10 protein-coding genes are annotated in these 11,903 nt (G+C 65.6%); 3 read left to right on the top strand and 7 right to left on the bottom strand.

The annotated features are described in order from the left end of the window. Window positions 1-4 precede the first annotated feature (4 nt). Genes CSQ93_RS11960 through CSQ93_RS11945 form a run of 4 tightly spaced genes read right to left on the bottom strand, consistent with a single transcriptional unit; the run spans window position 5 to window position 3,166 of the window. Complete coding sequence (locus CSQ93_RS11960; protein ID WP_034750126.1) at window positions 5-496, bottom strand: Hcp family type VI secretion system effector; 492 nt, start codon at window positions 494-496, stop codon at window positions 5-7. Between the two features lie 31 nt (window positions 497-527). After that, the gene (gene tssC / locus CSQ93_RS11955) at window positions 528-2,027 is read right to left on the bottom strand and encodes a type VI secretion system contractile sheath large subunit (RefSeq protein ID WP_099378250.1); all 1,500 of its coding nucleotides are present in this window, start codon (window positions 2,025-2,027) and stop codon (window positions 528-530) included. 1 nt (window position 2,028) lies between these two features. Further along, the gene (gene tssB / locus CSQ93_RS11950) at window positions 2,029-2,538 is read right to left on the bottom strand and encodes a type VI secretion system contractile sheath small subunit (RefSeq protein ID WP_035820626.1); all 510 of its coding nucleotides are present in this window, start codon (window positions 2,536-2,538) and stop codon (window positions 2,029-2,031) included. A gap of 37 nt (window positions 2,539-2,575) precedes the next feature. After that, window positions 2,576-3,166, bottom strand: coding sequence for a tetratricopeptide repeat protein (locus CSQ93_RS11945; protein ID WP_099378249.1), 591 nt, complete (start codon window positions 3,164-3,166; stop codon window positions 2,576-2,578). A gap of 278 nt (window positions 3,167-3,444) precedes the next feature. Between CSQ93_RS11945 and tssJ the strand changes: the two genes are divergently transcribed. Genes tssJ through icmH form a run of 3 tightly spaced genes read left to right on the top strand, consistent with a single transcriptional unit; the run spans window position 3,445 to window position 6,234 of the window. Further along, window positions 3,445-4,044 (top strand): type VI secretion system lipoprotein TssJ, encoded by a 600-nt coding sequence (gene tssJ / locus CSQ93_RS11940; RefSeq protein ID WP_099378248.1) that lies wholly within the window; start codon window positions 3,445-3,447, stop codon window positions 4,042-4,044. Between the two features lie 37 nt (window positions 4,045-4,081). Beyond that, the gene (gene tssK / locus CSQ93_RS11935; protein WP_099378247.1) at window positions 4,082-5,452 is read left to right on the top strand and encodes a type VI secretion system baseplate subunit TssK; all 1,371 of its coding nucleotides are present in this window, start codon (window positions 4,082-4,084) and stop codon (window positions 5,450-5,452) included. After that, a complete protein-coding gene (icmH, locus tag CSQ93_RS11930) occupies window positions 5,449-6,234 on the top strand; it encodes a type IVB secretion system protein IcmH/DotU (protein WP_099378246.1) in 786 nt (261 codons plus the stop codon). The genes tssK and icmH overlap by 4 nt, the downstream gene beginning before the upstream one ends. Window positions 6,235-6,284: 50 nt before the next feature. Here icmH and CSQ93_RS11925 read toward each other — a convergent pair whose 3' ends face one another. From CSQ93_RS11925 to tssM, 3 genes are read right to left on the bottom strand one after another with little or no spacing between them, the layout of a single operon-like run. Then, window positions 6,285-7,073 (bottom strand): OmpA family protein, encoded by a 789-nt coding sequence (locus tag CSQ93_RS11925; RefSeq protein ID WP_099378245.1) that lies wholly within the window; start codon window positions 7,071-7,073, stop codon window positions 6,285-6,287. 9 nt (window positions 7,074-7,082) lie between these two features. Next, window positions 7,083-8,063 (bottom strand): type VI secretion system-associated protein TagF, encoded by a 981-nt coding sequence (gene tagF, locus CSQ93_RS11920; protein ID WP_099378244.1) that lies wholly within the window; start codon window positions 8,061-8,063, stop codon window positions 7,083-7,085. Continuing rightward, the gene (tssM, locus tag CSQ93_RS11915) at window positions 8,060-11,869 is read right to left on the bottom strand and encodes a type VI secretion system membrane subunit TssM (RefSeq protein WP_099378243.1); all 3,810 of its coding nucleotides are present in this window, start codon (window positions 11,867-11,869) and stop codon (window positions 8,060-8,062) included. Before tssM ends, tagF begins: the two co-directional genes overlap by 4 nt. Window positions 11,870-11,903: the final 34 nt, after the last annotated feature.

Below are 11,903 nucleotides of genomic sequence, written 5' to 3'. Positions count from 1 at the left end.
TGGATCAAGCCACGCGGTTCGCGGCCAGGTCCCAGCCGCCCGAAGTATTGCCGCCGGCGCCGCCCGTCACTTTTTGCTGCGTGTATTTCCACTTCACTTTCGAGAACTTGAAGCCGACGTGTTCACCGAGGATGTCGCCCTCTTCCACATTCGGCGTGACGGCGCCGATCAGCACATTTTCGATTTCGATTTCAAAGTACTTGACGCGCTCGCCCTGGCCGTCGGCACGCATGAATTCGAAGCGCGCCTTGGGGATGGTCTTGCCGGCCGAGCAGGTCTGCAGCAGCACCGGCGAGGCCAGGTCGGCCAGCTTGGAGATGACGATGTCCTTGTGCTCGCAGCGTTCGGCCGTGTGGCCGCCGCCCGTCGAAGCGGTGGCGGACTTCGGCTGCTCGACGCTCCAGCTGACCGATTTGCACTCGATCCAGTCCTTGTGCTTGTCATCGGTGGACTCGCCCTTGATGCCGTCTATCTGCAGATATACATCGATTGCCATGGTGTGCTCCTGTGGTTGAAAGATGGGTGGATCAGGAATTGGTCGACTTCGGCAACTCCGCGACCAGTCGGAGCGAAACGGATAATTCATCGAGCTGGAAGTGCGGCCGCAGGAACGACACGGCACGGTACACGCCGGGCCGGCCCGGCACTTCATGCACCTGCACGGACGCCTCGCGCAGCGGGAACTGCGCCTTCTGTTCCTGGCTGGCGTTATCGTCGAGCAGCACGTACTGCATCAGCCAGCGGTTCAGAAAATCTTCCACGTTGGAGGCAGCGGCAAAGCTGCCGATCTTGTCGCGCATCATGGCCTTCATGTAATGGGCGATGCGCGAAACGGCAAAGATGTACTGCAGCTGCGACGACAGCAGCGCGTTCGCGTTGGCCGCGTCGCTGTTGTACTTGCGGCTTTTCTGCGCCGATTGCGCACCGAAAAACGCCGCATACGCCGTGTTCTTGCAGTGCACCAGCGAGATGAAGCCCAGATCCGACAATTCCTTTTCGCGGCGGTCGGTGATCGCCACTTCGGCCGGGCATTTCAGGGCCACGTCGCCCTCGTCCGTCTTGAAAGTGTGGGTCGGCAGGTCGTCCACCAGGCCGCCGCCTTCCACGCCGCGGATGGCGGCGCACCAGCCGTAGTCGGCAAAGGCGCTTGTCAGCTTGCAGCCGAACGCATACGCGGCGTTACACCACAGGTATTTGTGATGGTCGCTGCCGTCGACTTCCTCGACGAAGTTAAAACCTTCGACCGTGGTGCCGTCAACGGGATTAAAGGGCAACCGGCCCAGGAAACGCGGCAAGGTCAGGCCGACGTAGCGCGCGTCTTCCGATTCGCGGAAGGCTTTCCATTTCGCGTACTCGATGGTGTCGAACACCTTGGCCAGGTCGCGCGGCTTGCCCAGGTCGCCGTAGCTTTCCAGGCCAAACAGTTCCGGCGCGGCCGAAGCGATGAAGGGCGCATGCGCGGCGGCGGCGATGTGCGACATCTGCTCGATGAAATACATGTCTTCCGGCTGGCGCGAGATGGCGAAGTCGCCCAGCAGCGCGGCGAACGGCGCGCCGCCGAAGGTGCCGAATTCCTCTTCATACACCTTCTTGAACATGCTGCTCTGGTCGAACTCCAGCGCGGCCTGGAAATCCTTCACCAGTTCGCGCTTGGTGGCGTTGAACATGCGGATCTGCAGGCGCGTGCCCGTATCGGAGCTGCCGACCAGGTAGCGCAGGCCCGTCCAGCTTTGTTCGATCTGCTGGAATGGCGCCGCGTGCATGATTTCGCTGAGCTGGGCCGAGATCAGGCGGTCGATTTCCGCCACCCGCGCGTCCAAGGTCGCCGACAGGCTGCTGGACATCAGCACCGTGCCGTCAAGCACCTGCGCCACCAGTTCCGAGATCAGATCGCGTGCGCGCGCATGTTCGGCGCCGGACTTGGCGACGCGGCTCTGCTCGACGATCTGATCGAGCAAGTCGATGGCGGCCGGCGCGTCGGGCGTGGATACCGCAAGGGCTTCTGGGGCTTCTGCCTGGGCGCTCATCTTAATCCTCCTGCGCTGGGAACTGCGGTTTCAGGGTGGCCAGGCTGTCCGTGTTGTTCAGCACTTCCGTCAGCAAGTCTTCCAGCTTGTCGTTGCCGGCCAGCTTGTTGCGCAGGTCGGCCAGCTTGGTGCGCGCCTCGAGCAGCTTGCGCAAGGGATCGACCTGGCGCACCACCGATTCCGGGCGGAAGTCGTCCATCGAGCGAAAGTGCAGGTCGACGGCGAACGTGCCGCCCGCCTCGCTGAGGCGGTTCGGCACGGCGAAACGGGCCACCGGCTCCACGCCGGCCAGCACTTCGTCGAAGTTGTCGCGGTCGATGGCGACGAACTTGCGATCCTTCAGGCGCTTTTTTTCGCTGTCCGGATTGCCGCCGAAGTCGCCCAGCACGCCGACCACGAAAGGCAGCTCCTTGTTTTCAATCGCGTCGCCAATCTCGACGTCGTAGGTCATTTGCACGCGCGGCGCGCGTATCTTTTGCAGGCGTTTTTGCACGCTGTCGGACTTGGGCATGGCGCTTCCTTTGCAAGGGGATGGTGGGAATGCTCGCTTATTTCAGGCCACTGAACGGGTCGGCCGTGCCGCCTGGCGCTGCCGCGCCCTTCGCCGCCGGTGTGCCGGAACCGGCGGCGCGCTTGCCGGCCGCCGGCGGGCGCCTGGCCGGCGGCACCAGCACGTCTTCGCCGATGCTCGCGCGCAGCAGCTTGGCCAGGTCCTGCGCTTCCGAACGCAACGAGCCATTCAGATTGTTTTGCCGCGACAGGTCGGCCAGCGCCTTGCCGGACAAACGCAAGCCGCTGACGGCGACGATGCTGTTGGCGACCTTGTCGTCCGGATCGCGTTCCAGCGCTTCGAGCGCATGGCCGATGGCGTCGCCGTACTGGCCGCGGTCGAACTTCATCTGCGCCAGTTGCAGCCACGGCGCCTTGTCGGCCGGGTAGCTGCTGCCGCCGCCCTTGAGCAGGGTCATGGCGCGCTCGTACTGGCCGGCGCGCGCGGCCGCATCGGCGTCGTTCATCACTTGCGCCAGGGTCGGCGCGGCAGGTTTTTTAGGTGCCGGCTGGTCCGGCGTGGCGCAGGCGACCAACAGCAAGGCGCTGGCGAGGCAGGCAATACGGGGCAATATGGTGGCTGGCTTCATCGGGGCATTCCTTCACGTGGAGGACGCTACCGCTGGGAAAGATGGGCGGCGCCTTGGTGGAGGCCATTATTGATCGCCAATTTTTTTGCCAGATTGAGATTAATCAGCAAAGAAGAAGTTCCACATCAGAGCCGCGTACAGCGACATGAAACCTGATCTGGCGCAGTAATTACCTTGATCGCTGTCCGATTTTGCGCCAGCGCAAGCAGGCCGCCCATGCATGCGCTTAAATGACTGCAACACTTTTATTTCCACCCTTCACCTTGCAAAGATCCGCCATGCCAATTGACGCCCCGCTCCGCCGCCTGGCCCGCTCCGTTGCGCTACTGCTGCTGGTGTTGCCGCAGACATTGCTGCTGGCCGGCTGTGCAGGCGGCGCCATCGGCACCCTCGCCAACGCGGCGCTGCAGATGGCCGGCGTGGCCAAGCCGCCGCCGGAACTGCCCGACGCGCAAAAGCCGCCGCGCAACGTCAGCATCCGCCTGCATGCGGCGCAGCGCCTCAACACGGATGCGGACGGCCGGCCGCTGGCGCTGGTGGCGCGCATCTACAAGCTGCGCCAGAGCGCCGCCTTCGAGCAGGCGCCCTACGACAGCTTCCTCGATACGCAGCGCGAAAAGGTCGCGCTGGGCGCCGACCTGATGGAAGTGAAGGAAGTGCTGCTGGTGCCGGGCCAGCGCTACGAGGTCCAGGAGAAAGTCAGCAAGGAAGCATATTTCATCGGCGTCGTGGCCCTGTTCCGCGCTCCGGCGGCGCAGCGCTGGCGCGCCACCTTTGCCGCCGCCGACGCGGAGCGCGGCGGCATCACGGTCGGCCTGCACGCCTGCGCGCTGAGCGTCAGCGGCATGGCCGCGCTGTCGGCCCCGCGCTGCCATTAGCACACACAAACACGCCACACATTCAAGGAGAAACGAGATGGGCATGGCAGCGAAAGTCTTGTGGGGAGAGGGGCTGTTCCTGCGGCCGCAGCATTTCCAGCGCCAGGATCAATATCACGAAGCGCGCCTGCATCACACGGCCAGCGCGCTGCATCCCTACCTGTGGGGCGTGGCGCACATGGAATGGGACCTGGCGGCGCTGAAGACGGGCAGCTTGCGCCTGCACGCCCTGTCGGCGATCTTCCGCGACGGCGAAGTGTTCGAGGCGCTGGGCGACGGCGCCCCGGGCAGCGATACCCTGCCCCCGCCGGTGGACCTGGAAGCGCTGCCGCCGGCGGTGCAGGAAGTGACGTATTACGCGGCGCTGCCCATCCTCAACCGCGAAGGCATGAATTACACGGTGCAGGCGTCAACGGCAGGCACGCCGGCGGCCACGCGCTTTGCGCACGCCATGCGCGCCACGCCCGACCTGTTCACGGAGTCCGCCGTGGCCGACGTGGCTTACCTGAAGAAGACCGTGCGCCTGATTCCCGACAGCGAGGCGCGCGGCTCCTACGACTGCCTGCCCCTGATCGCCCTGCGGCGCACGGTGTCGGGCGGCTTCGAGCCCGTGCCCTCGTTCATGGCGCCCAGCCTGGCGATCGCCGGCGCGCCGCGCCTGCAGGGCGTGCTGGAACACCTGCTCGACGCGCTGCAGGCAAAGGTGAGCGCGCTGCACGGCCACCACCGCGAGCCAAGCCGCAACGTGATCGAGTTCCGCTCAGGCGACGTGTCGTCTTTCTGGCTGCTGCACACGGTCAGCACGGCCGCCGCTGCGCTGATGCACTATGTGCGCCATCCGGCCCTGCATCCGGAGCGCCTGTACGAGGCGCTGCTGGGCCTGGCGGGCGGCCTGCTCAGCTACTCCAAGCATTACACCCTGGCCAGCCTGCCCGCCTACGACCACGCGCAGCCGGGCGCCTGCTTCGACGCCATCGACGCCATCATCCGCGAACTGCTCGACACCGTCATCTCGTCGAAGTATTTTTCCATCGCCCTGCTCGAGGACAAGCCGTCGTACTACCTTGGCAAGCTCAATTCGGGCAAGATCGACCAGCACACCACCCTGTACCTGGCCATTCGCGCCGCCATGCCCGCCATCGAACTGGTGGAGGTGGTGCCGCTGCGCGTGAAAGTGGGCGCGCCCGACGACGTGGAAAAATGCGTGCTCACGGCCATGCCCGGCCTGAAGCTGTCGCATGCGCCGCAAGTGCCCGCCGCCATTCCCGTGCGCCCCGATACCTATTATTTTGCGATTGAAAACCGCGGCGTGCTGTATGAACAGATGCTCAAGGCGCAGTCGATTTCCGTCTACGTGCCGGCCGGCATACGCGACCTGCAGCTGGAACTGATCGCGGTGACGGCATGAGCCAGCTCATCGAACGGCGCGCGGCGCCATCCCTGCTGGGACAACGCGGTTCCGCTCCTACAGGCAGCGGCCGGCATGCCGGCAGCGCCCTGCTGGACCTGATGCACGAAGGCTTCTACATGCTGTTCATGCTGAAGCACGGTTCGGCGCCCGGCGACGAGCAAAGCTTCATGGACCGCATCACGGCCTTCCTCGACGACTTCGAGCGCGAAGCGAAAAAGATCCGCGCCGACGGCGACGATATCGAGGCGGCCAAATATGCGTTCTGCGCGGCCGTCGATGAAATCATCCTGGCCTCGCCCTTCGCCCTGCGCAAGCAGTGGGAGCGGCGCCCGCTGCAGCTGCTGATCTTTGGCGACCAGCTGGCCGGTGAACACTTTTTCGACCGCCTCGACGCCTTGCGCGGCAAGGGCGCCATGCGCGTGCAAGCGCTGCAGGTCTTCCACATGTGTCTATTACTGGGATTTCAGGGCAAGTATGCGATCGACGGCGGCGAAAAACTCAGCTACCTGACGGCGCGCCTGGGTGACGAAATCGCCCACATCAAGGGCAAGAGCCGCGGCTTCGCGCCGCGCGCGGAACGCCCCGACCAGGTGGTCAACAAACGCGGCAGCGACGTGCCGCTGTGGGCGCTGTCGAGCTTTTTCGCCCTGCTGGCCATCTGCGCTTACCTGGGCCTGAAAACGCATCTGACGCGCGGCACGCAAACGACCCTGGCCGCGTATGCGGACCTGGTCAAGCTGGCGCCACGGCCAGCACACCTGACCATCACCTTGCCCTGAACACCTCACAAAGCCTACTGCGCGTCGGTTTTGTGAGGTGTCAACCCAATCTACTGCGCAATCCTGAACTCGATGCGCCGGTTTCTCGCCCGGCCATCGGCCGTGGCGTTGCTGGCCACGGGGCGGTCCGGCCCCTGCCCCGACACCAGCACGGTATCGGCCACGACGCCCTTGCTGGCCAGGTAGGCGCGCACGGCTTCGGCGCGCGCCTGGCTCAGGGCCACATTGCTGGCGCGCAGGCCCGTGTCGTCCGTGTGGCCGATCACCTCCACCTTGCGGCCCCGCAGCCTGAGCATGGCGGCCGCCATCTCGTCGAGAATGGCCAGGCCGGCGGGCGTGATGGTGGCCTTGCCGCTGTCGAATTCGATGATGCGTTTATCCAGCGCCGCATCGAGCAAGCCCTGCTCGGCCTCGGCCGCCTTGACCCGCAAGCCATTATTGACGACATACGTGGGATTGAGGCTGGTGGCGATGTCGCTGGCGATCTGCTGGCGCTGCGCCTCGTTCGCCACTTCGCCGCGCACGCTGACGTTGTTGCCGTCGATGCTGATCTGTCCTCGTGAAATGAGCTTCAGGTTCGGCGCGATCAGCTTGTGCACGTAGCCGTTCCAGTTGGCCGGCACGGCCACGTTGCCGATGGCGATCTGGTCGACCACGCGCTCGGCGCCATACAATTCGCGCAGACGGGCCAGCACGGCCGCCTTGCCCGCCTCGTCGGCCAGGGTACCCGTGACGAGGATCTGCCCCGGCATCGGCGTCTGGGGCGCTTGCGCCTGGGCGTGGCAGGGAATGGCCGCAGGAAGCAGCAGCGGCAGCAGGAAAATGACGGGGAATTTCATCGCAATCCTTCAGGCAAAGGTGTCGGCAAACATGGCGCAGGCCGAGCGCAACGACAGCTGCTCTTGCTGCAGGCAGGCGGACAACTGGCGCAGCGCCGCCTCGTGTCCCAGCTGCTCCTCGACCCAGTCCAGCTGGTCGAACACGATCAGCCGTTCGCAGCCGGCCTGCGGATCGATCAGCGCGCGCAAGCCATGCGGGTCGGCGCCGCAAAACCCGATCACCAGCACGGGCGCCTCGTCGAGGTGGGAAAAGAACAGCGCCAGTTCGAAATCGGCCTGGCGCAGGAAAGGCGCAATCAGATGCAGCCAGAAGCTGGCCACCAGATCGCGCAGCTGCGCGTCCTGCGGCAGCGGCAGCACCAGGCTTTTTTCCAGGCGCGGCAAGCCGCTCTGGCGCACGGGCTGCAGCAGCAAGCCCAGGCCCAGCAGCAATTCGCGCACCGTCACGGGGAAGGCGGGTGACGCCAGCATCGCCTGCAAACCATGCACGGTCTGCGCCTGTAAAAAGGCGGCCAGCCGCGCCGCGTGATCCGGTGCGGCCGGTTCGATGTCGACCACGTTGCCGGCCAGCGCCAGCAGGGCCGGCCCCGGTTCGGCGCTGGCCACGATGCCGTGCGACAGCTGCTCCACGCGCTGCCACAGTGGCGCCAGCGCCAGCGGGCTGCAGGCGACAAAGGCTTCGGCGTCGTCGACTTCCAGCGCGCCCATGGCCATGAAGGGAAAGCGCCGCAGCGACTGGTCGTTGCTCGCTTCCAGGCGCCCGGCGATGGCGCGCCGGCTGCGCGTGCCGACAAAGGCAAAGCGCAGCGGCGGCAAGGCGTCGTAATTGAGCTTCCAGCGCGGTTCCACCGTCAGTGCCGTCATCACCTGCGCCAGCCAGTCGTCGAGCAGCTGCACCAGCGCGTGATTATCGCAAGCCTTGATGAAATCGCCGCGCGCGGGGATCTTGCCAAAGTAACCGAGGCGCACCTGCTGTTGCGCGCGCATCATGGCGCCACCCCGTTCGCCGCAACTGCAGCGACGACTGGCACAGGCCCGCCCGGCATGCCGACGATGGTCTCGGGCAGCTGCATGCCGCGAAAGCCCTGCTCCTGCAGCGCCGTGGCGGATCCCGCGCCCGAGGTTTCGGCGCTACTGGTGATTTTCAGGTCGACCGCCACGGCCACCTCGCCGCGCGCCCAGCGCAGTTCGAACACGCCGCCCTCCTTGCGCTTCTTGGCCGCCGCGTCGATCATGCGCTTCAAGCCGAATTGCCCAGGCTCGTTGAACAGTTCCACCGTGCGCCCGTCGAAGGTGACGGCCGTGATGCGCGCGCCCTGGGCGCCCGCCGCGCCCTGCGGCCCTGGATGCACCATGTTCGTCCACTGCGCCGGCGTATTGCGGTAGCGCAGTTGCTGGCCGTCGATCTCCACCGTGTATTCCAGCGTGCCGGGCGCGGGCGACGGCTGGATCTGGAAGACGGTTTGCGCCGCCGTCGAGGTGGCCGCCACACCGCCCGCGCCCAGCGGCGCGATCCAGCCGGGAAAGCGCGCCACCACCTGCGGCGACAGGCTGATGCCCATGTCGGCCCAGGTGCGCGGCGCCAGCACGTCGCCGCGCCGCACTACCAATGGTCCCATCGACGTCGTGACGAATTTCGCCACCAGTCCTTCCGGGCCGAAGAACTGGCCGATTTCCAGGTTGCTCGCCTCGATGCGCGCCGTGGGCGCGAACGGATATTTGTTGGCCAGCGATTTCTGGAACGGTTCATACACTTGCGCCGCCCAGGTCTTGTTGATATCGAGTTCGGCCGGCGCGACGATGACGGCAAAGGTCTGCATCAGCGGGCGCACGAGGATGGGACGAATCGCCTGCTTTTGCGCGTCGCTCATCCCCGTGAGCACCTGCTCGTCGACCAATTTCAGCGCGTCGGCCAGCTCGGAACCGCTGCCCTCCAGGGTCTGCTGCATGAACTGGCGCGCGCCAGGCCCCGCGTCGCCCTGGTTCTTCAGCTGGTTCAGGCGGCTGCGCAGTTTCGACAGCGCTTCCAGGTAGGCGCGCATCAGCGAGGCATTGTTGTCCCGGGCCGACACCAGCTTGCCCACGCCGGCAAATTCGCGCCCCACGGGCCCCATGGGCTTGTCCAGGCGGGCCGGGTCGATCTGCGCATTGAGACCGGGATTGGCCGTCAGTTGCGACGGCGCGCGGCGCAGCACGGTTTCCTTGAACCAGGCGACGATGCCCCGTTCCGCCTTGCGCAATTGCGCGTTCTGCAAGGCCGGGTTGTCCCACGAGGTTTCCGCGTAAATGGTCGTCAGCAGCTTGGCGATCGGCGACGACTGCGGGTCGCCCAGGCGGTTCATCGCCTGCACGGCGCCGTCAAAACCTTTCAGGTCCGCGACGGCCACGCCCTGCACGAATTTTTGCCACTCGCGCGCGTAGTCGGCCTTGTACATGGCCACCAGGTTTTTCTCGATCTGCTCCGGACTACCTTCCAGGGTCAGGTCGTCGGTGGAAGCGCTTTTCAGCACCCAGTCGGCGCTTTGCAGTTCGCGGTTGGCGGCCTCGCGAAAGGCGCCCTCGACGAACTTTTCCCAGGCCTGGCGCGTAAAGGCGCCGGAGACAGCGTAACTGCCCGCCAGCAAGGCCTGATCCTGCTCGCCGACGATGCGCGCCACCGTCATGCCGGGAAAACGCGTCGAGGCGCGCGCCTTGACGTCGGCATACACGCGCTCGCGCGCCGGCATGCCGCGCACCACGCGGCGCAGGTTTTCGCGTGCTTGGTCGACCAGCGCCAGCTTCTGTTCGATGCGCGGCCAGGACGGGTCGCCGATCTGCGCCAGGTAAAACGTCAGCAGCCGCTCGGCACTGCGTATCATCTGCTCGCGCGGCATGGCGCCCCGGTTGCCCTCCAGCCAGGCGCGCCAGAAACGCGTCAGCTGGTCGTTCAGGTGGCTGCTTTCCGCATGCGATTTGTCGGCCAGCATCAGATAGGTTTTCAGCGCGTTGTAGGCGTCTTCCACATTCGTCGCGCTGGCCGCCTGGTACTGGACATTGCGTGGCGCAGAGGATGCGGCGGCCGGCGTCTGCGGCGTGCGCGCCGCGGGCTGCAACTGGTCGGCGCTGGCGTTCATTTCAAACAGCAGGGCTTCCAGCGCACCCGCCACGGGGGTCAGCATGACCTGGCGCGCGCCGGCAAAATACTCCTCGCGCAGCTTGCGTTCAAGCAGTTCGCCCTGGTACAGGCCCAGGCGCAGGGACCACGGCCGTTGCGTGCGGTACGCTTCCAGCTGCTCGATGCGGTCCTGCAATATTTCAAGCGCTTCCAGGCGCGACTGCAAGTCCAGGCGCCGCTCCTGCAGCTTCACCACTTTAGTTAAATCGGCCTCGACGTTGGCCACCAGTTGCCGGTTGCCCAGGTAGGACCAGCTCCAGCCGCCCAGGCAAGCGCCCAGCGACACGGTGGCGGCAAAGAACACGGCATATTTGAAGCGCAGCCTGGCGCGGTTGGCATAGTTGGCCACCAGGTGCTTGTCGGCAAAAATGACCTTGCGGAACAACTCCAGCAGGAAATAGCCGTGCTGGCGCACACCCGATGACGCGGCGGCCGGGGCCGGTGCGAAGGCCAGGTCGAAGCGGCGCGCCACCTGCTGCGAGGAGGCACTGACGGGCTCGCCCTCCTGCAGCGCGCTGGTGAAGTAAAAGCCGCGGAACACGGGCTGGAACTGGAACGGGTTTTCCTCGAACAGGGTGGCGATGAAGGCGCGCAGGGCCGGCTTGATGGCGGCAAATTCCAGCGGAAAAGTAAATACACCGGGCGCCATCGTCTTGCGTTGCCGGTGCGCCATATTGGCCAGGCTCAGCTCTGTCAAGCCGTCGTGCAATTCATCGAAACTCTGGTTGAAAAACGCCAGCAAGTCGGCCGTCGGCAGCTTGCGCTGGTAGGGCATGGTGGCGCCCCAGACGCGCTCGCGCTCGCTGCGCTCGGCATCCGCGAAAAACTCCGTGAAGCCGGCGATCAGATCCGCCTTGGTGAACACGATGTACAGCGGCGCGAACACTTCCAGGCGTTCGATGACATCTTGCACGCGCTTGCGCAGGCTGCGCGCCAGTTGCATGCCAACATCAGGGTCGCCGTTCAATTCGGCGATGCTGACGGCGATGAGGATGCCGTTGACGGGCGCCTTGCGCCGGTATTTTTTCAGCAGGTCGAGAAAGCCGAACCATTCGCCGCGGTGCTCGTCGACAACGGAGTAGCGTCCCGCCGTATCGAGCACGATGCCGTCCGTGGTGAAAAACCAGTCGCAGTTGCGCGTGCCGCCCACGCCTTGCACGATCTTGCCGTCGGCGAAGGGGAATTGCAGGCCCGAATGCAGGATGGCGCTGCTCTTGCCGGCGGCCGGATTGCCGATGATCATATACCACGGCAATTCGTACAGGGCGGCGGCGCCCGACTTGAGGCCCAGCTTGGATGTCTTGATGGTCTCGATGGCAGCCAGCATGCCCGTGCGCACGGCGCCGAGTTCACCCGGCTGCGGACTGCTGGCCGTGGACGCCGAGGCCGCTTGCGCGGCGGCAATCTCGGCCTCGTTGAGGATGGCCTGGCCCAGCGCCTGCGCATCGCGCCGCGCGCGGCGCCGGCGCCACAGCCACAGGCCCAGCCAGGTAAGAAATGCCAGCAGCAGCAAGGCCAGCGCCCAGATCAGCGCCACTTCCAGCACCTCGGCACCCAGGTACAGGAACACGGCCAGCGCCACGAAGCCGAGTATGGTCAGATGGCGGCTGTCGATGAGGAAATGCCAGAGTCGTCGCAGCATGATGAGCCCAGGGTAAGGTCGCAAAGCAGGAGGA

It is taken from the genome of Janthinobacterium sp. BJB426, from assembly GCF_002735705.1.
In the GTDB taxonomy this organism is placed as follows: Bacteria; Pseudomonadota; Gammaproteobacteria; order Burkholderiales; family Burkholderiaceae_D; genus Janthinobacterium.
Note: the sequence above shows the minus strand (reverse complement) of the source record. Positions and strands in the feature narration are given on the sequence as shown.